This is a genomic window from Arthrobacter psychrochitiniphilus (assembly GCF_003185915.1).
GTDB lineage: Bacteria > Actinomycetota > Actinomycetes > Actinomycetales > Micrococcaceae > Specibacter > Specibacter psychrochitiniphilus.
This window is the reverse complement of sequence record NZ_QHLZ01000011.1, coordinates 1-22,562: the sequence shown is the minus strand read 5'-3', so window position 1 is coordinate 22,562 and position 22,562 is coordinate 1. Positions and strand designations below refer to the sequence as shown.

Genomic DNA, 22,562 nt, shown 5'->3' with positions numbered 1-22,562 from the left:
GGACTGGCTTAGATTAGTTCAGTCCGAGCAAGGCAAAAGCTGTGGCGATACCGTTTTTACGTGGAGGTGGGGCGGTGGCATCTGCAATAGTCAACAATTCTGTAGGGGATCCCTCGATGGCAACGCCGAGCCCTGCGAAAGCGAGCATTTCCAGATCGTTGTGCCCATCACCAAAAGCGATGGTGTTTTCTCGCGTGATACCAAGGTACGCAATGGCGGCAGCAACGCCGTCAGCCTTACTGATTCCAGCTTGGAATAATTCCCCGGCGTGGAGCCCCTCTGCGGCGATGGAATTTTCCACCACGTCAATGCCAGCACCGATCTGGGCCACAAGTTCCGTCATGGGCGCAGGGGAGGAAAAGACGGAGATCTTGGCGAATACCACGGAACTAAGATCAGCCAACGGGACAAGCTTGTCCAAGATGGAGGCGGAACCTTTGCTCAGCTGCGCCGGTGCGTTGGCAAAGTGCGCTTCGATGTGTGCCCGGAGCCGGGCTTCGGCTGCAGCGCAGACATAAATGGCGTCTTGCGCCTCGAGGATGTAAACCGCGTTGTGTGCGTCCAATACTGCGAGGGCACGAGCTGCGAGGTCAGCGCAAAAGCGTCGATCAATGAGTACCTCACCGCCAACGTCAAGGTACGCGCCAGCGCTTGCCACCACGCCGTCGAATCCGGCGCCAAGGATACTTGGGGGGAGCATTGGCAGAGGCCGTCCCGTGCAGATAAGGACCTTATGTCCGGCCGCCCTTGCATCCTTGACGGCCTGTTCATGCGCGGCTGGGACAACCCCATAATCTGCGTAGGTGCCGTCCACGTCAAGGAAGACGGCCTGAATGGTCTTGGTGCTTGCAGGACTCTCGAGGCTCATGATGAGGGAGTCTACCCGTGCTAGCTTCAGTTGCCTCTAGAACAGCACCGGTTAGCTATCCTTTGCGAGGTGGCCACGGTGGTGCTCGGAGAGTACTAGCCAATAAAAGAGCCACATCATGAGGGCCCTCACGCCTGGCGCGTGCGGGCCCTCATGCAGATCCAGGAACACCTTAAAAATTTGCTGTCGACAAGACAGTAAAAAGGAGTATGCTGTCTTTAGGACAGTAAATAATTGGTTGAGAAAAAGGAGAAATCATGTTTTTCGAAAGCAAAGTAGCTCTTGTCACCGCTTCCGGCGCCGGGATTGGCCGTGCCATTGCTCAGCGTTTGGCAGCCGAAGGGGCAGCTGTTGTTGTCTCGGATGTCAATGACGAGGCCGGTGCGGCAACTGTTGCGCTCATCGTAGAAGCTGGTGGCAACGCCGCCTACCAGCGTGCCGATGTCAGTTCTCCCGAGGACGTCACCGCACTCGTAGAATTTGCGGTGGAAACTTTTGGTGGACTCCACTTGGCAGTAAACAATGCCGGCATTGGATCCATGCCCAAGGAGCTGCAGGACCTTACCTTGCCTGAGTGGGACCGAACCATCAACGTCACCCTGCGCGGCACGTTCTTGTCCATGCAGGCTGAGATCTCACACTTCCGGGCCAATGGCGGTGGCAACATTGTCAACATCGCCTCAATTGCCGGGATCCGCGCCACGCCTCAGCTCACGCCCTACGGTGCGGCCAAGCACGGCGTAATCAGCCTGACCCGCAGCGCTGCTCTTGAAAACGCCCAACAGGGGATCCGGGTCAACGCAGTGGCCCCCGGAGCAATTGAAACGGCATCCCTGGCCGAGCTCCCGGAAGAGGCCAAGGCTGGCTACGCCGCTGAAGTCCCCATGCACCGCCTCGGTAAGCCCGAAGAAATCGCCAACGCAGTAGTTTGGCTACTCTCGGAAGAGTCTAGCTTCGTGACGGGCGTGGTGCTGCCAGTAGATGGTGGTACAAATGCCTAATGGCGCAGGCCACACGCCCGCAGATGAGGACAGGGCAGCTCTGATAGAAGCGCTCACGCGCATCATCAGCGAATGGTCAGCCCCGGACTTTCTGACTGGCGTAGTTGCCAGGGAAGGGGTTGAGTTGGATCCTGGGGCCATAAAAATGGTCACCATGCTCTCAACCCAAGGACCACAACGGCCCTCCCTGCTTTCCCGCAACATGGTCACCGGGCCCTCGAACGTCAGCAAGATCGCCCAGCGGCTCATGGCTGCCGGCCTAGCCGAAAAAATCTCTGATCCGGACGACGCCAGGGCTCACCAGTTTGCCCTGACAGAGTCCGGTTATCAGGTGGCCAGCACCTTTGTCCGGGCAGGAAGTGGACTAGTTGATGACCTGCTCCACGGCTGGAGCCCGACTGAACGCGATGAGTTGTTGCGATCCTTGCAAAAACTGGAACGCTCAACCATGGCGCTGGCAGCACAATTTCAGAACAAGACATCCTCCGGTTCATCGGAGCGCAACACCACAACACGCAACATCACAACATGAGGAGTGCAAATAATGACTAACGCAACTGAAACTTCCCGCAACTACATTGTCACCGGTGCCGGATCCGGTATTGGCCTGGCCACCGCCAACCTCCTGCGTGACCGCGGTGCCACCGTGGTGGGCGTGGACCTGCGCGGTGCCGATGTTGAAGCAGACCTCAGCACTTCAGCTGGCCGTAAGGAAGCTGCCGCGAACGCCCTGGCCGCAGCCGGTGGCAAGATCGACGCCATCATCGCTTGCGCTGGAATCTCCGCACCCATCCCGCTCACCGTGAGCGTGAACTACTTCGGTGTCACCGAATTCCTGGAATTACTCGCGCCGGAACTGGCCAAGAGCGCCAGCCCCCGTGCCGCCGTCGTCAGCTCCATGGCATCGCTGCAGGCCAACTCACCTGAACTGGTGGACGCGCTGCTTTCCGGCGACGAGGCCGCCGCGGTGGCCGTGGGCACAGCACTGGCTGAGCAGGGCCCCGAAGCCGGCTACCTGAACTACCCCTCAAGCAAGCGCGCCTTGAGCCGCTGGGTACGCCGCGAAAGCATCACCCCCACCTGGGCCGGAGCCGGTATCCCGTTGAATGCCGTGGCACCCGGAACCGTTATTTCTCCCATGACAACCCAGCTGCTGGCCACCGAGGAAGGCCGCGCCATGGTGGATTCCCACGTGCCCATGCCGCTGAACTACCACTCGGAAGCGGTTGTCATCTCCCGCCTGCTGGCGTGGCTCACGAGCGAGGAAAACACTCACACCACGGGTCAGACCATTTACACTGACGGCGGCGCCGATGCCTCGCTGCGCGGGGACAACATCTGGGACTAAGCCCCGCAGGGAGTCCGGACTCCCTGGAACTTAGCTCTGTAATAAAAAAATAAAGGAGCCGCAGCATCATTGCTGCGACTCCTTTATTTTGCCCGGACCACGTGGCGGTGCAGTCCAAGGCGTCGGCGTGGCTGGGCACGCCGGGTCTCAACGAACCGGTTACAAACCCAGTTCAGATTCAAAGGCGCCAGCACCAAGCCGTGCACGCACATGGCTCATGAAGCGTCCGGCGTCTGCGCCGTCCACAATCCTGTGATCGTAGGTCAGGCACAGGTACATCATGTGGCGGATGGCCAGTACATCATCCCCGTCCGGTCCGGTAACCACTACGGGGCGCTTGACAATGGCGCCCACACCGAGAATACCCACCTGCGGGGCATTGATGATGGGAGTGTCAAAGAGTGCACCCACCGAGCCGATGTTGGTGATGGAGAACGTTCCCCCGGACAACTCATCGGCCTTGATGGAACCGTCACGCGTCCGTGACGCCACGTCGGAAATGCCCGCGGCTAGTCCGGCCAGATTCATCTCCCCGGCGTCCCGCACCACAGGAACCAGCAGACCCTTGGGGGCGTCCACCGCGAAGGCGAGGTGCTCGGCGTCGTGGTAACTGATGGTCCCGGCAGCCTCATCAAAGGAGGCGTTGAGCATGGGGAAGGTCTTCAGCGCCTCCGCCACCGCCAAAGCGATGAACGGAAGGTACGTCAGGTTCACCCCGTGCGCCGCAGCGAAGGAAGCCTTGGCCCGGCCGCGCAAACGCACAATGTTACTCACATCCACCTCATGCACCTGCGTCAGCTGCGTGGCCGTATCCAACGATTCACGCATGCGCTTGGCAATGACCGCACGGATCCGTGACGCTTTCACCGTGGTTCCACGCAGCGTTGCTGACGCGGCTGCGGGTGCCGTTGCCGGTACAGCAGGAACAGGCACGACGGCGGGACTTGCCACGGGTGCCGACGTTGCCGGTGCGGCGGGAGCCTGGGCAGCTGCCGCAGCCTTCACATCAGCACCGCGGATACGCCCGCCAACACCGGTGCCGGTGAGCGTGGACAAGTCAATCCCATGCTGGCGGGCAAGCTTGCGCACCAGCGGAGTGACGTAACCTGCGGATCCAGCGTCGGCGCTAGTTTGAGCCACAGCCTGAACCACCGGCGGAGCCGGGGTTTCGACAGGGACGGCCAGCGGCGGCGGAGCCGGCATTTTTGTAGGCGACGTCAAGGAGGCCGCAAGGCCGTCCACGGCCGCCGGCCGGGAAGTCGCCGGAAAATGCTGGTCCGCCGCCGCAGGTGCCTCAGCCGCAGGCACCGAGTCTGCAGGCGCGATGATGGCCAGTGTTGCGCCAACTTCTGCCGTTTGGTCCTCCTGGACCAGGATGCTGTGCAAGATTCCTTCGAAGGGTGAGGGGATCTCTGTATCTACCTTGTCGGTGGAGACTTCCAGCAGTGGCTCATCGATGGCAACAGGGTCACCAACGGATTTGAGCCAGCGGGTCACCGTTCCCTCGGTGACGCTCTCGCCGAGTGCCGGCAACAGCAAGGGCTCAGACATTCGTGGCCCGTTCTACTGTGATTTCACCGCGGCGCAGCAGCTTGCCGGTGGCGGTGATGCCATCGAGTTCATGGCCGCGCAGGAAGGTGCGCCGGACCACGCCGGAGAGGGCGCGGCCATCGTAGGGGGTGATGGGATTCTTGTGCTTGAGCTTCGTGACGTCAACAATGAAGGCGTCGTCGGCGGCAAAGATGGCAAAGTCGGCGTCGTAACCGGGGGCAAGCTTGCCCTTCTTGTGCAGACCGACGAGGTCTGCCGGGGCCGTGGACATCCAGTGGATCACTTGCTCCAAGGTGATGCCGCGGTGGCGGGCCTCGGTCCAGATCAGTGACAGTCCCAGCTGGAGGGAGGAAACACCGCCCCAGGCAACGGCGAAGTCTCCGTTTTCCAAGTCCTTCAAGTCAAGGGTGCTGGGGGAGTGGTCAGAGACAATGCAGTCAATGACACCGTCGCGGAGTCCCTGCCACAGCTTTTCCCGGTTGGAGGCTTCGCGGATGGGCGGGCAGCACTTGTAGGAGGTGGCGCCGTCGGGGATTTCCTCGGCCATCAACGTGAGGTAGTGCGGGCACGTCTCCACAGTAAGCTTCACACCGTCACGGCGGGCGCTGGCAATCATGGGCAGTGCATCGGAGGAGCTCAGGTGCAGAATATGCGCCCGGGCACCGGTCCAGCGGGCCCGTTCAATGACCTCGGCAATGGCCAGGTTCTCCGCGCCGCGGGGACGCGAAGCCAGGAACTTGCCGTACTGGTCCCCTTGGGCTGTGGGGGCACGGTCAATGGTGCGTGAATCCTCGGCGTGGACCAGCATCAGAGCGTCATAGTTAGTGAGCTCCCGCATGTCCTCTTCCATCTCATCTGGATCCAACGGCGGGAACTCGTCCACACCTGAATGCAGCAAGAAGCATTTGAAGCCGAAAACGCCGTTGTCATGCAGCGGGCGCAGATCAGCCTTGTTGCCGGGGATGGCCCCGCCCCAGAAGCCCACGTCAACAAAAGCCTGATCCAGCGCAACGCTGCGCTTGAGTTCCAGGGCGTCAACGTTGACGGTGGCGGGGATGGAATTCAGTGGCATGTCAATGATGGTGGTGACACCACCGGCTGCGGCGGCACGGGTTGCGGAGGCAAAGCCTTCCCAGTCCGTGCGGCCGGGCTCGTTGACGTGCACGTGGCTGTCCACGAGGCCCGGGATGAGGGTCTCATCATCAGCCAAATCAATTTCCGTGTGGCCGCGCAGCGCGTTGCCCAAGGGTTCCAACGCCATGACGACGCCGTTGCGGACACCCACTTCGCGGGCGGCAATGCCGGCGGTGGTGAGCACCCGCTTGCCACGAATGACGAGATCATACATATCCGCGGTCTCGTGGCTTCCTGCAGGATTAGACATACGAGTTCTCCTCTTCCTTGCCTCTTGTGGCAAGCCGGGCGCCAATCGTGGCACCAATTTGTGTCAGCAGGGCGCCCGCATTTTTCATGCAGTGCTCCGTGTCGGCATTTAGATCTGTCAGGGCGTAGCAGTGGGCGAATCCGGCCCCATGCAAAACCTCGGGGGTGAGGGTGGTCCGTCCGCACACGGCTACCACGGGAATACCTGCGGCGCGTGCCGCTGTGGCAACTCCCATGGGTGCCTTGCCGAACAGGCTTTGCTCATCCAGGCTGCCTTCACCCGTGATGACCAGATCTGCTGTGCCAATCTTATCGGCCAGGCCTGTCAGCTCCAGGACCACGTCAATACCGGGCCGGCGCTTGGCTGAGAGCACGGCAAGTGCCGCATAGCCGGTGCCACCAGCCGCACCGGAACCGGGGGCGTCAATGGCATCTACGGCGGCAGTGCCCAAGGCATTGGCCATGACGCGGAAGTAACGCTCCAGGGCAGTTTCCAAATGTGCCACATGTGCCTCTGAGGCACCCTTTTGGGGTGCAAAGACGGCCGCGGCCCCATCGGGGCCCAGTAGCGGGTTATCCACATCGCTGGCGAGCGTGAACTGCACCCCGCCGAGGCGGCGATCCAATCCGCCCAGCTCAATGTTGGTCACCGTGGCCAAGGCCCCTCCGCCGGGTGGCAGATGCCGCCCGGCGGAGTCCTTGAAAGTGGCGCCGAGCGCGGCAAGCATGCCGGCCCCACCGTCGGTGGTGGCGCTGCCGCCAACACCTAGGACAATCTCGGTGCAGCCCCGGTCCAGGGCCGCCTTCACCAGCTGGCCGGTACCGTACGTACTGGCCAGCAGGGGTGAGGGCGTGCCGTTGTGCAGGACAGCCAGCCCGGAGGCGGCAGCCATCTCAATGACGGCTACCGTTCCGCGGACAGCGAAGTCAGCCTGAACTGATTCGCCGGTGGGTCCTTGAACTCTCTCAACGACCCGGGTGAAACCTGAGGCTGTGACGGCGTCAATGGTGCCCTCGCCGCCGTCGGCCACTGGCATCAGGACAATGTCCAGGCCAGGGTCAACTGAACGCAGGCCTTCGGCCAGGAACCGAGCAGCCTCAGGGGCGGAAACGGAACCCTTGAACTTGTCGGGGGCGAGGATGACGCGCATGGTTGCTCCCTAGCCCTGCAGTGCCAAGATGGCGGTGGGGGCGTCAGCTGCGTACTCGGCAATGTCTTCAATCTCGTTGACATTGTCCAGCTCGGTGCCCATGGAAATGTTGGTCACGCGCTCCAGGATGGCTTCAACAACTACAGGAACCTTGTGCTCTTCCATGAGGCGCTTGGCCTCGGCGAAGGCGGCAGCCATGTCCTCGGGGCGCTCCACGCGGATGGCCTTGCAGCCCAAGCCTTCGGCAACCTTGATGTGGTCCACGCCGTAGCCGTTGGTCTCCGGGGAGTTGATGTTATCGAATGCCAAGGAGACGTGGTAATCCATCTTGAAGCCGCGCTGGGACTGACGGATCAAGCCCAGGTAGGAGTTGTTGACCACAACGTGGATGTACGGCAGGTTGAACTGCGCGCCAACGGCCAATTCTTCAATCATGAACTGGAAATCGTAGTCACCAGAAAGGGCAACAACTGTCTGTCCCGGCTTGCCGCGGACAACACCCAGGGCTGCAGGCAGGGTCCAACCCAAGGGGCCGGCCTGTCCGGCGTTGATCCACTGGCGCGGGCCGAAGACGTGGAGCATCTGGGCGCCAGCAATCTGTGACAGACCAATGGTGGAGACGTAGGTGGTGTCCGGGCCGAAGGCGGCATTCATTTCTTCGTACACGCGCTGCGGCTTCATCGGCACGTTATCGAAGTGGGTCTTGCGCTGCAGCGAGCCCTTGCGAGCCTGGCAGTCCTTGGACCAGGGGCCGTAGTCCGGCACGCTCAGATCTGCCTTACGCTCACGGGCGACCTCCAGCAATACGTCCAGAGCTGCGCCAGCGTCGGAGACGATGCCCAAGTCCGGTGCGAATACGCGGCCAATCTGGGTGGGCTCAATGTCTACGTGGACGAACTTGCGGTTGCCGCGGTAGGTGTCAAGGCCACCTGTGTGACGGTTGGCCCAGCGGTTGCCGATGCCAATGACGGTGTCAGACTCCAAGAACGTGGCGTTGCCGTAGCGGTGCGAGGTCTGCAGACCCACCATACCGGCGCTCAGCGGGTGATCATCCGGGATGGTGCCCCAGCCCATGAGGGTGGAGATGACGGGAATGTTCAGCAGTTCAGCCAGTTCGACGAGCTTCTCTGATGCGTTGGCGTTGATGACACCGCCACCGGCAACGATCAGCGGCTTCTCGCCTGCCAGCAGGATATCCAAGGCTTTACCAGCCTGCTTGCGTGTGGCGGCCGGCTTGTTCGGCACCAAGGGCTCGTAGGCATCAATATCAAACTCAATCTCGGCCATCTGCACATCGATCGGCAGATCCAACAGGACCGGGCCGGGGCGCCCTGAGCGCATCAGGTAGAACGCCTTCTGGAACGCACCGGGAACCTGGCCGGGCTCCTTGATGGTCATGGAGAGCTTGGTCAGGGGAGCTGCGATGGACTCGATGTCCACAGCCTGGAAGTCTTCCTTGTGCAACTTGGCAACGGGGGCCTGGCCGGTGATGCACAGCATCGGGATGGAATCGGCCTGGGCTGCGTACAGTCCGGTGATCATATCGGTGCCGGCGGGGCCGGAGGTACCGGTGCACACGCCGATGTTGCCTTCGGCTGCGCGGGAGTAACCGTCAGCCATGTGTGAGGCACCTTCCATGTGGCGTGCCAAGGTGTGGTTCAATCCACCATGGGCGCGCATGGCGGAGTAGAACGGGTTGATGGCTGCTCCGGGGAGACCAAAGATCTCGGTGGCGCCTTCTTTTTCCAAAATCAAAACGGCTGCATCTACGCTACGCATCTTTGCCATGGTATTGCTCCTTCAAAATGTGTGGGGCCATAGCCGCTGTGGGCCGGCCGGTACTGCGAAAGGGATGGTTCCCGCCGTCGAACGCTTCGACACTCACTCGACGGCGGGAGGTTTAGTGGGGATGAACCCGTGGGGCAAGGGGTTACTTGCGGCCCGAGGAGGCCAGTGCGGCCTTGAACAACCCGGAGTGATCCAAGGCGCCGTCGCCCTGGGCCACCATGGAGGTGACGAGCTGGGCAACTGCACTGCCAAGCGGAACTGTGACGCCTGCTTCGCGGGCTGCTGCGGTGACAATGCCCAGGTCCTTGTTGTGCAGGGCCAGGCGGAAGCCGGGGTCGAAGTTGCGGGCGAGCATCTTCGCACCCTTCTGATCCAGGACCTTGGAGCCGGCGAGGCCGCCACCGAGGACCTTCAATGCGGCGTCGGTATCTACTCCGTAGGCCTCAAGGAAGACGATTGCTTCGGAGAGGGCCTGGATGTTGACGGCCACAATGAGCTGGTTCGCAGCCTTGACTGTCTGGCCGGAGCCGGAGGGGCCAACGTGGACGATTGTCTTGCCGACGGCGTTCAAAACGTCCTGTGCAGCAGCGAAATCTTCTGCGGCACCACCAATCATGATGGAGAGAACTCCGTCAATGGCGCCCTGCTCGCCACCGGAAACCGGGGCGTCCAAGGGGCGGATACCGGCTGCAAGCGCATCTTCGGAGAGGCGCTTGGCCACGTCCGGGCGAATGGAGCTGGCATCGATCCAGATGGCACCCTTGCGGGCAGTGGCGAAGAGGCCGTCCTTACCGCTGACAACACCTTCGACGTCGGGGGAGTCCGGAACCATGGTGATGATGAATTCGGCATCCTTGACGGCGTCAGCAATGGAAGTGGCACCGTTGCCACCTGCTGCGACGAGCTTGTCAATGGCGCCCTGGCTGCGGTTGAAGCCAGAAACCGTGTGGCCGGCCTTGACGAGGTTGACTGCCATGGGCAGTCCCATGATGCCGAGTCCGATTACTGCAACGTTGCTCATAATGTGTCCTTTGCGTGAAGTATGGAGGTGAAGAAGGAGGAGGCGTGGATTAGTTGGCCTGCTGGCGGATGGTCCAGCTGAACGCATCCGCTGCGGCAGACTTGTATTCCAAGCCGATGGGGCCCGCGTAGCCGAGCTCGCGGCTGCGAGTGATCCATTCGCCCAGCGGGAGGGTGCCGGTGCCGGGGGCTCCGCGGCCCGGATCGTCGGCGATCTGGATGTGGCCGAAGTCCTTGGCATGGTTTTCAATCACTGCCGGGACATCGTCACCGTTGACTGCAAGGTGGTAGAAATCTGCCAGCAGCTTGACGTTATCCACGCCCGCTTCCTGGGTCTTGGCGATGACTGCCAGAACGTCAGCAGCGGTCTTCAGCGGGTAGGCCGGGGTTCCGGAGACGGGTTCCAGAAGTACTGTGCCACCAATCTTGGCTACACCCTGGGCTGCGTAGACCAGGTTCTTCACGGCGAGCTCGTCCTGCTCCGCCGGGGTGTAATCGTCTTGACGGTTGCCGTAGAGGGCGTTGAAAGCCTTGGTTCCGAGGCGCTCACCAATGCCGACCACGGCGTCAACGTTGTCCTTGAACTCGGAGCAGCGGCCCTTCCAGGAGACCAGACCGCGGTCACCGCCGGGCATGTTGCCGGCGTTGAAGTTCAGGCCTGTGAGCTGGACGCCGGCATCGGTGATGGCGCGCTCAAAAGCGGTGAGTTCAGCATCGCCGGGAACGTTGGATTCGAAGGGCCACCAGAACTCAACTGCATCAAATCCGGCTGCCTTTGCAGCGGCCGGGCGTTCGAGCAAGGGCAGTTCGGTCAAGAGGATGGAGCAGTTCACGGTGTACGTCATTGTAGGTCCTTCCAAGGAATTCTTCATTCCATGCATTTCATATTGTGGAAATTAGTTTCTGCTTTATGAAAAGTCTAGAGAATGATGTGACCCACGTCAAGGGGAGTTTTCTCCGGTTCGACACACCCCAGTGCAGGGAGAGCCAAAAAAATGCGCCCGCCCCCCGTTCTCGCGCCCGGTAGACCGGGCGCAAAAATGGGAAGCGGGCGCATAAACCGTAGCGGCAGCTTAAGTCAGCTTGATTTGACGGTTCATGTCCTTGTACAGCAGGTAGCGGAATTCGCCCGGGCCGCCGGCGTAACATGCCTGCGGGCAGAACGCACGCAGCCACATGAAGTCGCCGGCTTCCACCTCAACCCAGTCGTTGTTGAGCAGGTACATGGCCTTGCCCTCCAGGACATACAAGCCGTGCTCCATGACGTGAGTCTCGGGGAACGGAATGACGCCGCCGGGCTGGAAAGTGACGATGTTGACCTGCATGTCATGTGCCAGATCGGAAGAGTCCGTGAAGCGGGTGGTCTTCCATGCGCCGTTGGTATCCGGCATGGCAGTGGGTTCCACTTCAGCGTCACTGGTGACGAAGGAGGTGGCCTCATAGCCCTCAAGGCGCTCGTAGGCCTTGCGGATCCACTGGAAGGTGACAACGCCGTCGGAGACGTTTTCCAGTCCCCAGATGTCACCGGCGGCGAGGTATGCGTAGCCGCCCTCCTCAAGCTGGTGAAGTTCGCCTTCGAGGGTGAGGTTGACCTTGCCCTTGGTGACAAAGATGACGCCTTCGACGCCGGGCTCGAACTCGGCGCGCGGGGCGCCGCCGCCGGGTGCAATCTCCACAATGAGCTGGGAGAAGGTGGTGGCGAAGCCGGAGATGGGGCGGGCCAGAATCCAGGAGCGGGTGTTGGAGAAACCCGGCAGGGTGCTGGTGACAATATCCGTCATGACGCCCTTGGGGATGACCGTGTAGGCCTCCTTGACAATGGCGCGCTCTGTGGTCAGGTGCGTTTGCGGCGGCAGGCCGCCTGCGGGGGAGTAGTACTTACTCATGAGTAAAGTCCTTTAGCGAGAGACGGTAGCGAGCCGGGGGTGAGCCAGCGCCGTAAGTTGGTTTTGGTCCAGGCTGGTCAGCGAGAGTACTTCCTCTGCGCTGGCAGCGCCACAGATAAGTCCGCGCAGGATGAAGTTCGCCAGGGCGCGTGCCGTGGCCGGTTCATCCATGACGGCACCGGGGGTCTGCGCAACATAGTTGCGCAACCGCACAGCAGCTGCGGGCAGCCCCTGACGGTAGAACGCGTAGGTTGCGCTGAAACGGCTGGGCAGCTGGGCCGGGTGCAGATCCCAGCCCTGGTAGTAGCCGCGCTCCAAGGAGCGGCGCACCAGGCGCCCGTGCAAGGCCCAAGCAGCCTCGGCGCCATCGCCCACAGGCATGATGTTGGTGGAGCCGTCGGAGAGGCGGATGCCCGTTCCAGCGACAGCCAACTGCATGACTTCCTTGGCGAAATCCGCCACGGGGTGCTCCATGGACTGGTACTGCGCTGAGATTTCCAGCGAAGCGCTGTAGTCATAGGTGCCGTAGTGCAGGCCGCTGATGCGTCCGGGCACTGCATGGGCCAACCGGGCCACGGGAGAGGTGCCTTCCGGGCCAAGAATGAGCTGCGGGGTTTCCACCTGCACCTCAAAACGGAGACGCCCTGCGGGCAGAGCATGAATTTCCTCTAGGCGGCTAACCGCGAAGTCCATGGCCTTGACCTGGTCCACCGTGGTCACCTTGGGCAGTGTCAGCACGAGCCCGTCGGGGAGCTCGCCTGCCTCGGCCAGGGCCGAGACAAACAGGTCCAAGGTGCGCACGCCGCGGGCCCGTGTAGCCAGTTCAAAGCACTTGAAACGGATGCCGATGAACGGCGGTGCCGTTCCGGCGTTGACTGCTGCACTGACAGCCTTGCCAGCTGCCACTGCTGCAGCATCTTCTGCCTCGTCGCCGCGATCCCCGAAGCCGTCCTCAAAATCGAGGCGCAGATCTTCAATGGGTTCACTGGTGAGTTTGGCGGCCACCCGTGTTGCCACGGCCTCTGCCAGCTCGGCGTCCTGGCCCAGCAAGGTGCCGAGCTTTTCCAAACCACCATAGTTCTCGATGGCGGCCAGGCCCTGTGCGCCCCAGTCGGCGGCAAAGGTGGAGTTGAACTTATCTGCCGGAACGTAGACAGTGTGAACCGGCTGACGGCTGCCATCGTCGCCCGGGTAGTTGCGGTCCAGCAACTGATCCGTTGCGGCGCACGCAGCTTCGATGTGCGCCAAATCGGCGGCGTCTAGTGAAGGGGTAACGCTCATTCTTAGCCCACCAGTTCGTAGGCCGGAATGGTCAAAAAGTCCGTGTAGTCCTCGGAGAGGCAGATATCGCTGATCAGTGCGCTGGCATCCTTGTAGAACTTCTGGAAGGACTCCTCGCCCACTTCGCCGCGCAGCTTCTGCGTTTCCTCGGCGAGGATGGTGGTGACCAGTTCCCTGGTAACAACATTGCCGGTATCGGCGAGGGTGGTCTTGTTACGGATCTGCTGCCAGACCTGTGAACGGGAGATCTCCGCTGTTGCGGCATCTTCCATGAGGTTGTGGATGGCCACAGCACCGTTGCCTGAAATCCAGACGGCGGTGTAAGCCACGGCGACATATAGGTTCAGGCGCAGGCCCGCCTCTGTTGCCGTGCCTGCTGCGGAGGGAATATCCAGCAGCTGATCCGCGGTGACATTGACCTCGGGGCGCTGCTTGTCCAGCTGGTTCGGGCGGTCGCCCAAGACAGCGTCAAAGACTTCCTGGCACACGGGAACCAGGTCCGGGTGGGCAACCCATGAACCGTCAAAGCCGTCACCGGCTTCACGGGTCTTATCATTGCGAACCTTTTCAAACGCTGCAGCCGTTACCTCGGGCTCGCGGCGGTTGGGGATGACCGCGGCCATGCCACCCATGGCAAAGGCGCCGCGGGCGTGGCAGGTCTTCACGAGCAACTCGGTGTAGGCGCGCATGAAGGGGGCCGTCATGGCTACCTGTGCACGGTCCGGGAGGGTGAAGGCTTCGCCGGCATCACGGAAGTACTTGATGATGGAGAAGAGGTAGTCCCAACGCCCGGCGTTGAGCCCTGATGCGTGATCGCGCAGTTCGTAAAGGATCTCATCCATTTCAAAGGCGGCCGGGATGGTTTCAATCAACACGGTGGCGCGGATGCTGCCCTGGGGGACTCCGAGGTAGTCCTGGGCAAAGACGAAGATGTCATTCCAGAGGCGTGCCTCAAGGTAGCTTTCCATCTTCGGCAGGTAGTAGTACGGGCCCTGACCATTGGCAATGAGTGCCTTGGCCGTGTGGAAGAAGAGCAGACCAAAGTCCACGAGTGCACCCGAGGTGGGTGCGCCGTCGAGGAGTATATGGCTTTCCGTCAGGTGCCAGCCGCGGGGACGGGCCACAACAACGGCCAGCGGCGCGTCGGTGCGCAGCCGGTACTCCTTGCCCTCGGGGGAGGTGTACTCCAAGGTGCCGGCAGCGGCATCCTTGAGGTTCAGGACGGCGTCAACAACGTTGGCCCAGAGCGGGGTGGAGGCATCTTCAAGATCTGCCAGCCATACCTTGGCGCCTGAGTTCAGCGCGTTGATAGCCATTTTGGCCGGTGAGGCAGGTCCTGTCATCTCCACGCGGCGGTCCGTCAATGCGGCAGGTGCGGGGGCAACCTTCCAATCACCTGCGCGCACAGAGGCGGTCTCCGGCAGGAAATCCAGCTTGCCGGTGGCGGCAACCACTTCCCGCTTGGTGCCGCGGGCAGCCAAGAGTTCTTCACGGACCGGGTTGAAACGGCGGTTGAGTTCGCCCACAAATTCCAGAGCCTCGGGCGTGAGGATCTCAGCCGCCCGCGGGATGGGTGTAAGGTCTGTGACGGTTACTGACTGGGTGCTCATAGGGTGGCCCTCTCGGCGAGTGTTGAAGCGGCTGCGGAAGCCACTGCGGCGGCTACGTCCCCGGCTACGTGCGGGTCGAAGACGCTAGGAATGATGAAGCTTGCGTTCAGCTCGGAGGCATCGACTCGGTTGGCGATGGCCGTAGCTGCTGCCACAAGCATCTCATCCGAGATGTCAGATACGTGCGCATCCAGCAATCCGCGGAAGAATCCGGGGAATGCCAGGACGTTGTTGATCTGGTTCGGGAAGTCGCTACGGCCTGTGGCAACCACGGCTGCGTACTTGGAGGCGATCACAGGATCAACCTCGGGGGTGGGGTTGGCCATGGCGAAGACAATGGACTTCGGGGCCATAGCAGCCACTTCGGCTTCGCCGATGACGTTGGGTCCGCTGACACCGATGAACACATCTGCGCCAACCACTGCCTCGTGGAGGGTGCCGGTGAAGTTATCCGGGTTGGTGTTGTTGGCCAGCCAGGTGCGGTGTGCGTCAGTGTATTCTTCGCTGCGGTTGACGGCGCCGTTGCGTCCACAGGCCACAATGTTCTTTGCGCCCTGGGCCAGCAGCAGCTGGATGATGGCGTTGCCGGCGGCGCCTACGCCTGCCACAACAATCTTCACGTCTGAAATGTTCTTCTCAACGACCTTCAGCGCGTTGGTCAGTGCCGCGAGGGTCACGATCGCGGTTCCGTGCTGATCGTCGTGGAAGACCGGGATGTCCAGTTCTTCCTTGAGGCGGCGCTCGATTTCAAAGCAGCGCGGGGCGGCGATATCTTCTAGGTTGATGCCACCGTAGACCGGGGCCATGGCCTTGACGATCATGATGATCTCTTCAGTGTCCTTGGTGTCAAGGCATACGGGCCAGGCATCGACATTGGCGAACTGCTTGAACAGTGCGGCCTTGCCCTCCATGACGGGCAGTGCTGCGGCAGGGCCAATATCGCCCAGGCCCAAGACGGCGGTGCCATCGGTGACAACAGCGATGGTGTTGCGCTTGATCGTAAGGTTACGGGCAGCGGAAGGATCCTCGGCGATGGCCATGCAGACACGGGCAACACCGGGGGTGTAGGCGCGGGAGAGGTCATCGCGGTTACGGATGACGAACTTGGAGTTGACCTCAAGCTTGCCACCGAGGTGCATCAAGAAGGTGCGGTCCGAGACGTGCTGAACATGAACGCCGTCAAGTGCTTCCAAGGCATCCTTGACTCGGTCAGCGTGGGCGTCGTCGGTGGTGTTGGCCGTGATGTCGACAACGATGCTCTCATGCTGGGACTCCACGATGTCCAGGGCTGTGACTGCGGCGCCGGCCGAAGCGGCTGCTGCTGCGAGCTCGCTGGTGACCGTGAAGTTGGAGGGAGCGCTAACGCGAAGGGTGATGGAGTTGCCGGGGCTAGGATTCGCCATTGAAGGTCCTTAAGGTAGGCCCGTGAGGGCGGTCGACATTTACGATTGTTCTCGTAGAATGGATATTATTATCTATCTGGTGGAAATTCAAGCCCTGCCCGCGTTTATCTTCCGCTGTGCGGAATGATGTATGTTGGGGATTTGGAACTTGAATACCATCATGCGAATTAATCGTTGACATATACCCCTTAGTAGGAGACTGACCATGGCGGCAAAAGCTAGCGGCGGCGTCCAGTCCGTGGAGCGCGTCTTTGAACTGCTAGAGCTCATCACTGAAGCTGGTGGCAATGTGACCCTCAGCGAGCTCTCCTCCTCCACGGAGCTACCCCTTCCCACCATCCACAGGCTGTTGCGCACTCTTGTGTCTCTGGGTTACATCCGCCAGCTTCCCAGCCGCAGGTACGCTTTGGGGCCCCGCCTGATCCGCCTCGGCGAAGGCGCCACGAAGCAACTAGGCGCGATGGCCATGCCACAGCTGGATAGTTTGGTAAAGCAATTGGGAGAGACAGCCAACATGGCTGTGCTGGACACTGACATGGTCATCTACATTGCCCAGGTTCCCTCGCCTCACTCCATGCGCATGTTCACGGAGGTGGGACGCCGTGCGCATACTCACGACACCGGCGTGGGCAAGGCGCTGCTGGCGCAGCTTGAGAATGACGTTGTGCGAAACATTGTGACACGGACCGGGATGCCCACCCCCACCATCAAGAGCCACGGCACCGTTGAGAGCCTGCTGGCAGATTTGGATGTTATCCGGGAGCGCGGTTACGCGATCGATGAGGAAGAGCAGGAAATTGGCGTCCGCTGCTTCGCCATGGCTGTTCCCGATGCACCCACACCGACGGCGATTTCCGTTTCGGGACCTGTCCAACGCGTTGATGAGTCCTTTGCCGAGCGGGCGGTTCCCATGCTGCGCAGGGCTGCGGCGGTCATTTCAGCCGAACTCAACCGAAACTAACGCGCAGCGAAGCGGCGCTTGCAAAACAGGCGCAAGCAGAGCTGGGCCGCTGCAGGGCCGGTGCAGAGCAGGTGAGGCTCCGTCAGAGCTAGCGCCCTTGGCCACCCGCTGTTTCCGGCATATGAAATTGGTTTCCCGTATGTTGTTGCGTAGCTCACAGCGCGATGTTAGTGTCATGACCATGTCTATGGCGGGCGCCCTTCGAGGTGGCTATCTACCGGGCTGTTCTTGAATATGTCCGAGTCTTGAATACGTCCAAGCGCAAACCGGTCCGTTGTTGTTTCCTTGCGCATCCGCCAAGACCAACGCCGCCGGTTGCCCCAGTGACAAGGGAAGTCATCATGAAGAGCAACGAGAGCAACAGCCAGGATTTTCTGGCCCAGGCAGTAGATTTAGCCACGGCAAATGTTCTGCGCAAGGGCGGGCCTTTTGGTGCCATTGTTGTCACAGCGGACGGCCAGGTATTCGAAGGCATCAACCGGGTGACGGCCAATAATGATCCCACCGCTCATGCCGAAGTCACCGCCATCCGCAACGCGTGCGCCAGTTTGGGCACCTTCGACCTCTCCGGGGCCACGCTGTATACCAGTTGCGAGCCCTGCCCCATGTGCCTGGCTTCATCGTTGTGGGCACGCGTGGAGAAGATCTACTTTGCCGCTGACAGGCACGACGCCGCCCGGGCCGGCTTTGACGATGCCGCCTTCTACGAGTACTTCGATACGCCTGTGGAACTGCGTCCCCTGCCCGTGCGCCAGCTAGAGCCAGGGGCCGTGGACGCGTTAGCGCCCTTCAACGCCTGGAACGCGCTTGAGACCCGGATTGATTACTAGGCCCGCTCCATGAACCGGGGGTAAGGTGCCCGTGTGCGAATGCAGCATCCGTTTTCGCAAGGCGCTCATGGCCACATTTTCCCAGCTCTCCTAGGAGTGAATCATGGATATGAACACGATTGAGGCGGTGGTCCCCACAACAGATCCCGCCCAATGGCGCGCGGGTGATGCCTGGCTTGCAGGAGGTACGGTGTTATTTTCCTATGGCAGCGTCTCCATACGCCGCCTGTTGGATCTCACCACGGCCGGCTGGCTGGCGATCTCCAGCACCCCGGACGGGGTGGATCTAGCCGCCAGTTGTACTGTTGCTGAACTGTACGAACTGCCCACCCATGCGGGCCTGCCCAACAACTGGCCCGCACTGGAACTGGTACGCCAGTGCTGCGAGGCCTTTGTAGCGTCCTTTAAAATCTGGAACGTCTCCACCGTGGGCGGGAACATCTGCACGGCACTGCCCGCCGGGCCCATGACAAGCTTCTGCTCCGCACTGGACGGGGTGGCGACGGTGATGACGCCCGCCGGCGGGCAGCGTCAGGTACCCGTGGCTGATCTTGTGGTGGGGGATGCCAGCACCTCCTTGGCCGCGGGGGAGTTACTACGTAGCATTCACCTGCCGGCCGCGGCACTGCGCGCCACAACGGCTTTCCGCAGGCTCTCTCTGAGTAATCTGGGGCGCTCCGGGGTGCTGTTGATTGGCAGGCTGGGGGACGAGGGCGGGCTGGTCATCACCGTGACCGCCTCAACGAAGCACCCCGTTCAGTTGCGCTTCGGTGCGGCGGCAGTGCAGCCGCTGCCCGGTGCGGCCGTGGTGCACGGCCATCTTTTCCCGCAGAATCCCCGTCCGGACGCAGCGGCGCTTCGGCGGGCTCTGGACGAGGCCATCCCCGGGACCCTGTACCACGACGACGTCCACGGAGATCCGCTCTGGCGCCGCGACATGACTTACCGGCTGGCCGAGGAAATACGGATCGAATTGTTGCAGAGCCACCTGCCGGACGCGCCGCTGGCGGATGGTTACTTGCCGGAAGGAAACTAAACCATGGCTATGGACATCAACGGAACACACCACGGTAACGAGCCACGACCCGGCCAATGCCTGCGCACCTTCCTGCGCGAAGAAGGCGCGCTAGGCGTCAAAAAGGGTTGCGACGGCGGTGACTGCGGTGCCTGTACCGTCCACGTGAACGGCACCCCCATCCACAGCTGCCTTTATCCCGCCGTGCGTGCGCAGGGTAAATCCATCACCACGGTGGAAGGCCTGGCCGACGGCGGCACCTTGCACCCCGTCCAGGAACAGTTCCTGGCTGCACAGGGCTTCCAATGCGGTTTCTGCACGGCGGGAATGCTCATGACGGCAGTAACCTTCGACCAGAAGCAAAAAGAGAACCTACCGCGGAACCTCAAGGGGAATCTGTGCCGCTGCACCGGTTACCGGGCCATAGAGGACGCTGTGCTCGGGGTGTCCACGGAAACAGAGCAAAGCTGTGGCGGGCATGTGGGGGACAGCCCGGGAGCTCCCGCCGGCCGAGCAGTGGTGACAGGGGCAGCCCGGTACACCCTCGATGTGGACCCCGCAGACTACCCCGGCCTGCTCCACATGAAATTGTTGCGTTCCCCGCACGCGCACGCCAAGGTACTCTCCATCGACACCACAGCAGCGCTGGCACTGCCGGGCGTGCGCGCCGTCTTCACTCACCACGACTCACCCGCACAGCTTTTTTCCACCGCCCAGCACGAGTTGTTCACCGATGACCCGGATGACACCCTCGTGCTGGATTCCATCATGCGTTATGTGGGTCAACGGGTGGCCGCCGTAGTGGCCGATTCCGTGCATGAGGCCGAAGCCGGCGTCCGGGCCCTGGTCGTTAACTATGAGGAACGCAACGCCGTCTTTGACCCGCAGGAGGCCCTGCGTCCGGGAGCTGCGGCAGTCCACGGAGACAAGGACGCCAAAGCCAGCCGTATTGGGGACCCGGTGCGGAACATTGTGGCGGAATTGCACACAGAGCTCGGCGATGTGGCGGCGGGACTGGCTGGCGCCGACGTGCTCCATGAGGAAATTTACACAACTCAGCGGGTGCAGCACACGGCGCTGGAGACGCACGCCGCCATTGGCACCCTCGACGCCGGTGGGCGGCTCCACGTGCGTTCCTCGACGCAGACCCCTTTTTTGACCCGGCGGGCACTGTGCCGTGTGTTCGGTCTGCCCGAGGAGGATGTGCGCGTTGTTGCAGGGCGTGTAGGTGGCGGATTTGGCGGCAAGCAGGAGATGCTCACGGAGGATATTGTGGCGCTCGCGGTGCTGGCTCTGCGCCGCCCCGTGCAACTGGAATACACACGCACCGAGCAGCTCACAGCATCCACCACACGCCACCCCTTCACCATCAAGATCGCTGCCGGGGCCAGAAATGACGGCACACTGACCGCCCTCGCTGTGGATGTGGTGACGAACACCGGCGCCTACGGCAACCATGCCCCCGGGGTCATGTTCCACGGCTGCGGGGAATCCTTGGCCCTCTATCAATGCCCCAATAAGAAGATCGACGCCCGTGCCGTGTACACGCACACCCTGCCCTCGGGAGCATTCCGCGGCTACGGACTGAGCCAGATGTTTTTTGCCGTGGAATCGGCCATGGACGAGCTGGCCGTTGCACTGGGCATGGACCCGCTGGAATTCCGCCGTCGCAATATGGTGCGGGATGGGACGCCCATGCTTTCGGCCTCGGAAGAACCGCAGGCAGACGTTCACTACGGCAGCTATGGACTGGATGAGTGTGTGGAACTCGTTGCCGACGCCTTGGCCCGCGGGGAACAACGGTATGCAGAGGCCGGACAAAATGATCTGGGTCCCGATTGGGCCGTTGGGACGGGTACGGCGCTGTGCATGATTGACACCGTCCCGCCGCGTGGACACTTTGCCCACTCCGCGGTGGAACTGTTGGCCGATGGCAGCTTTGAGGTGAGGGTGGGCACGGCCGAATTCGGCAACGGCACCACCACAGTCCATGCCCAAATAGCGGCGACGGCGCTGAACAGCCGCGCCGACTTTGTCTCTGTTCGCCAATCTGACACTGACCTGACTGAACATGACACAGGAGCCTTTGGTTCCACGGGTACCGTGGTGGCGGGCAAGGCCACACTGTTGGCGGCAGAGGAGCTGGCGGTGCAGATCACCAAGGCGGCGGCAGCAATGAGTGGAACCGCCGCGGCTGATTGCACGCTGGTGCCAGATGGTGTTGACTGCGGCGGGACACTGCTGCCCCTGACCAGAGTATTTTCGTTGGCGGCGTCCAACAAGCAAAGACTGTGCGCAGATGGGCGCTGGGGTGGGACACCCCGTTCGGTGGCCTTCAACGTCCAAGGCTTCCGGGTGGCCGTCAACACCGGGACGGGAGAATTACGCATCCTTCAAAGCGTGCAGGCAGCGGATGCAGGGGTGGTGGTCAACCCGAGGCAATGCCGAGGCCAGATCGAGGGCGGGATAGCCCAAGCTCTAGGCGCTGCCTTGTATGAGGAGGTATTGATTCGCCCCGACGGGTCGGTGGCCTCAGACATCCTGCGTCAGTACCATATTCCTACCTTTGCTGACGTGCCGCGCAGCGAAGTCTACTTCGCCAGAACCCATGACACAGTGGGCCCGCTCGGTGCGAAGTCCATGAGTGAAAGCCCGTTTAACCCTGTGGCACCGGCCCTGGCCAACGCCATCCGCAATGCTACGGGTGTGCGCTTCACCTCGCTGCCGCTGGCCCGGGACGTGATTTATCTTGGGTTGAAGGCAGCCAGAGAGAGTCAGGGCGTGGAATAGTAGCAAGCACAAAAGCAGCCGCCCGGTCCACCGTTTTGGTGAGACCGGGCGGCTGCTTCTATGAGGAGTGCGAGGGGTGGGACCACGCCGGCGAGGGTGAGTCGGTGGGTGGGGCCCCGCGCCCGGGGGGCCCGTTGTTTAGCTCGCTTGCGAGCTAAACAACGGGAGGGCGTGGGGACTAGCCTTCGCCGCCGGCGTTGCCGGTGGTGCCGGCGTTGACGTTGAGCAGGTCGTATTTGGTGGCTGCTTGGCGTGCGGTGTCGGGGCTGATTTTGCCGTCTTTTGCGAGCATTTGCAGTGTGCGTACTACTACTGAGTGTGAGTCGATTTTGAAGTAGCGTCGTGCTGCTGCGCGGGTGTCGGAGAATCCGAATCCGTCGGCGCCGAGGGTCGCGAAGTCGTTGGGCAGGAATTGGCGTACCTGGTCCGGGACGGCTTTCATGAAGTCGGTGACGGCGATGATGGGTCCTTGTGCATCAGCCATTTTAGCGGTGATGTACGGGGTGCGGGGCTCATTTTCGGGGTGGAGGAAGGCTTCTTCTTCGGCTGCGAGGCCATCGCGTCGGAGTTCGGTCCAGGAGGTAACGGACCAAACATCGGCTGCGACGCCCCATTCCTGGGCAAGGATTCTTTGTGCTTCCAACGCCCAGGGAACGGACACGCCGGAGGCCATGAT

19 protein-coding genes are annotated in these 22,562 nt (G+C 61.8%); 7 read left to right on the top strand and 12 right to left on the bottom strand.

Annotated elements, in window-relative coordinates:
* Window positions 1–13: 13 nt before the first annotated feature.
* Entirely contained in the window at window positions 14–868 is an 855-nt protein-coding gene (locus tag CVS29_RS14865; protein WP_110107122.1) for an HAD-IIB family hydrolase, read from the bottom strand.
* Window positions 869–1,125: 257 nt separating this feature from the next.
* Here CVS29_RS14865 and CVS29_RS14860 point away from each other — a divergent pair, with 257 nt between their 5' ends.
* Genes CVS29_RS14860 through CVS29_RS14850 form a run of 3 tightly spaced genes read left to right on the top strand, consistent with a single transcriptional unit; the run spans window position 1,126 to window position 3,217 of the window.
* On the top strand, window positions 1,126–1,869 hold the full coding sequence (locus tag CVS29_RS14860) for an SDR family NAD(P)-dependent oxidoreductase (protein ID WP_179442354.1): 744 nt from the start codon (window positions 1,126–1,128) through the stop codon (window positions 1,867–1,869).
* Window positions 1,862–2,401, top strand: a complete 540-nt coding sequence (locus tag CVS29_RS14855; protein ID WP_170121000.1) for a MarR family winged helix-turn-helix transcriptional regulator — start codon at window positions 1,862–1,864, stop codon at window positions 2,399–2,401. The genes CVS29_RS14860 and CVS29_RS14855 overlap by 8 nt, the downstream gene beginning before the upstream one ends.
* A gap of 12 nt (window positions 2,402–2,413) precedes the next feature.
* Window positions 2,414–3,217, top strand: coding sequence for an SDR family oxidoreductase (locus CVS29_RS14850; RefSeq protein WP_110107119.1), 804 nt, complete (start codon window positions 2,414–2,416; stop codon window positions 3,215–3,217).
* Between the two features lie 159 nt (window positions 3,218–3,376).
* Here CVS29_RS14850 and sucB read toward each other — a convergent pair whose 3' ends face one another.
* The 10 genes from sucB to CVS29_RS14800 all read right to left on the bottom strand — a co-directional run bounded on the left by sucB (window position 3,377) and on the right by CVS29_RS14800 (window position 16,290).
* Window positions 3,377–4,768, bottom strand: coding sequence for a 2-oxoglutarate dehydrogenase, E2 component, dihydrolipoamide succinyltransferase (gene sucB / locus CVS29_RS14845; protein ID WP_110107118.1), 1,392 nt, complete (start codon window positions 4,766–4,768; stop codon window positions 3,377–3,379).
* A complete protein-coding gene (gene allB, locus CVS29_RS14840; protein WP_110107117.1) occupies window positions 4,761–6,152 on the bottom strand; it encodes an allantoinase AllB in 1,392 nt (463 codons plus the stop codon). The genes sucB and allB overlap by 8 nt, the downstream gene beginning before the upstream one ends.
* Entirely contained in the window at window positions 6,145–7,302 is a 1,158-nt protein-coding gene (locus CVS29_RS14835) for a glycerate kinase (protein WP_110107116.1), read from the bottom strand. The genes allB and CVS29_RS14835 overlap by 8 nt, the downstream gene beginning before the upstream one ends.
* Window positions 7,303–7,311: 9 nt before the next feature.
* A complete protein-coding gene (gene gcl / locus CVS29_RS14830; protein WP_110107115.1) occupies window positions 7,312–9,090 on the bottom strand; it encodes a glyoxylate carboligase in 1,779 nt (592 codons plus the stop codon).
* A 142-nt stretch (window positions 9,091–9,232) separates the two neighbouring features.
* On the bottom strand, window positions 9,233–10,111 hold the full coding sequence (locus CVS29_RS14825; protein ID WP_110107114.1) for a 2-hydroxy-3-oxopropionate reductase: 879 nt from the start codon (window positions 10,109–10,111) through the stop codon (window positions 9,233–9,235).
* 49 nt (window positions 10,112–10,160) lie between these two features.
* Entirely contained in the window at window positions 10,161–10,955 is a 795-nt protein-coding gene (locus tag CVS29_RS14820; RefSeq protein WP_110107187.1) for a hydroxypyruvate isomerase family protein, read from the bottom strand.
* A 228-nt stretch (window positions 10,956–11,183) separates the two neighbouring features.
* Window positions 11,184–11,996 (bottom strand): bifunctional allantoicase/(S)-ureidoglycine aminohydrolase, encoded by an 813-nt coding sequence (locus tag CVS29_RS14815; RefSeq protein ID WP_110107113.1) that lies wholly within the window; start codon window positions 11,994–11,996, stop codon window positions 11,184–11,186.
* A 12-nt stretch (window positions 11,997–12,008) separates the two neighbouring features.
* Window positions 12,009–13,277 carry a DUF6986 family protein gene (locus tag CVS29_RS14810; RefSeq protein ID WP_110107112.1) on the bottom strand — a complete coding sequence of 423 codons (1,269 nt, stop codon included), beginning with the start codon at window positions 13,275–13,277 and terminating at the stop codon, window positions 12,009–12,011.
* A 2-nt stretch (window positions 13,278–13,279) separates the two neighbouring features.
* Entirely contained in the window at window positions 13,280–14,887 is a 1,608-nt protein-coding gene (gene aceB / locus CVS29_RS14805; RefSeq protein ID WP_110107111.1) for a malate synthase A, read from the bottom strand.
* Entirely contained in the window at window positions 14,884–16,290 is a 1,407-nt protein-coding gene (locus CVS29_RS14800) for an NAD-dependent malic enzyme (RefSeq protein WP_110107110.1), read from the bottom strand. The genes aceB and CVS29_RS14800 overlap by 4 nt, the downstream gene beginning before the upstream one ends.
* Before the next feature lie 205 nt (window positions 16,291–16,495).
* Here CVS29_RS14800 and CVS29_RS14795 point away from each other — a divergent pair, with 205 nt between their 5' ends.
* From CVS29_RS14795 to CVS29_RS14780, 4 genes are all read left to right on the top strand, one after another.
* Complete coding sequence (locus CVS29_RS14795; protein WP_110107109.1) at window positions 16,496–17,251, top strand: IclR family transcriptional regulator; 756 nt, start codon at window positions 16,496–16,498, stop codon at window positions 17,249–17,251.
* Between the two features lie 341 nt (window positions 17,252–17,592).
* Window positions 17,593–18,081: a nucleoside deaminase gene (locus tag CVS29_RS14790; protein ID WP_110107108.1), complete on the top strand. Its 489-nt coding sequence runs from the start codon at window positions 17,593–17,595 to the stop codon at window positions 18,079–18,081.
* 103 nt (window positions 18,082–18,184) lie between these two features.
* Window positions 18,185–19,117: an FAD binding domain-containing protein gene (locus CVS29_RS14785; RefSeq protein WP_110107107.1), complete on the top strand. Its 933-nt coding sequence runs from the start codon at window positions 18,185–18,187 to the stop codon at window positions 19,115–19,117.
* Window positions 19,118–19,120: 3 nt separating this feature from the next.
* Window positions 19,121–21,886, top strand: a complete 2,766-nt coding sequence (locus CVS29_RS14780) for a molybdopterin-dependent oxidoreductase (RefSeq protein ID WP_110107106.1) — start codon at window positions 19,121–19,123, stop codon at window positions 21,884–21,886.
* A gap of 178 nt (window positions 21,887–22,064) precedes the next feature.
* On the opposite strand, the gene CVS29_RS14775 is transcribed toward CVS29_RS14780, so the two are convergent.
* On the bottom strand, window positions 22,065–22,562 hold a 498-nt coding region (locus CVS29_RS14775), incomplete at its 5' end, for a transketolase-like TK C-terminal-containing protein (protein ID WP_425451165.1).

What these genes read in the sequence shown, in the direction of transcription:
- CVS29_RS14865 (WP_110107122.1), bottom strand. Translation starts at nt 868, where the DNA reads ATGAGCCTCGAGAGTCCTGCAAGCACCAAGACCATTCAGGCCGTCTTC.
- CVS29_RS14850 (WP_110107119.1), top strand. Translation starts at nt 2,414, where the DNA reads ATGACTAACGCAACTGAAACTTCCCGCAACTACATTGTCACCGGTGCC.
- CVS29_RS14860 (WP_179442354.1), top strand. Translation starts at nt 1,126, where the DNA reads ATGTTTTTCGAAAGCAAAGTAGCTCTTGTCACCGCTTCCGGCGCCGGG.
- CVS29_RS14800 (WP_110107110.1), bottom strand. Translation starts at nt 16,290, where the DNA reads ATGGCGAATCCTAGCCCCGGCAACTCCATCACCCTTCGCGTTAGCGCT.
- allB (WP_110107117.1), bottom strand. Translation starts at nt 6,152, where the DNA reads ATGTCTAATCCTGCAGGAAGCCACGAGACCGCGGATATGTATGATCTC.
- CVS29_RS14790 (WP_110107108.1), top strand. Translation starts at nt 17,593, where the DNA reads ATGAAGAGCAACGAGAGCAACAGCCAGGATTTTCTGGCCCAGGCAGTA.
- CVS29_RS14785 (WP_110107107.1), top strand. Translation starts at nt 18,185, where the DNA reads ATGGATATGAACACGATTGAGGCGGTGGTCCCCACAACAGATCCCGCC.
- sucB (WP_110107118.1), bottom strand. Translation starts at nt 4,768, where the DNA reads ATGTCTGAGCCCTTGCTGTTGCCGGCACTCGGCGAGAGCGTCACCGAG.
- CVS29_RS14795 (WP_110107109.1), top strand. Translation starts at nt 16,496, where the DNA reads ATGGCGGCAAAAGCTAGCGGCGGCGTCCAGTCCGTGGAGCGCGTCTTT.
- aceB (WP_110107111.1), bottom strand. Translation starts at nt 14,887, where the DNA reads ATGAGCACCCAGTCAGTAACCGTCACAGACCTTACACCCATCCCGCGG.
- CVS29_RS14825 (WP_110107114.1), bottom strand. Translation starts at nt 10,111, where the DNA reads ATGAGCAACGTTGCAGTAATCGGACTCGGCATCATGGGACTGCCCATG.
- gcl (WP_110107115.1), bottom strand. Translation starts at nt 9,090, where the DNA reads ATGGCAAAGATGCGTAGCGTAGATGCAGCCGTTTTGATTTTGGAAAAA.
- CVS29_RS14815 (WP_110107113.1), bottom strand. Translation starts at nt 11,996, where the DNA reads ATGAGTAAGTACTACTCCCCCGCAGGCGGCCTGCCGCCGCAAACGCAC.
- CVS29_RS14835 (WP_110107116.1), bottom strand. Translation starts at nt 7,302, where the DNA reads ATGCGCGTCATCCTCGCCCCCGACAAGTTCAAGGGTTCCGTTTCCGCC.
- CVS29_RS14855 (WP_170121000.1), top strand. Translation starts at nt 1,862, where the DNA reads ATGCCTAATGGCGCAGGCCACACGCCCGCAGATGAGGACAGGGCAGCT.
- CVS29_RS14780 (WP_110107106.1), top strand. Translation starts at nt 19,121, where the DNA reads ATGGCTATGGACATCAACGGAACACACCACGGTAACGAGCCACGACCC.
- CVS29_RS14810 (WP_110107112.1), bottom strand. Translation starts at nt 13,277, where the DNA reads ATGAGCGTTACCCCTTCACTAGACGCCGCCGATTTGGCGCACATCGAA.
- CVS29_RS14820 (WP_110107187.1), bottom strand. Translation starts at nt 10,955, where the DNA reads ATGACGTACACCGTGAACTGCTCCATCCTCTTGACCGAACTGCCCTTG.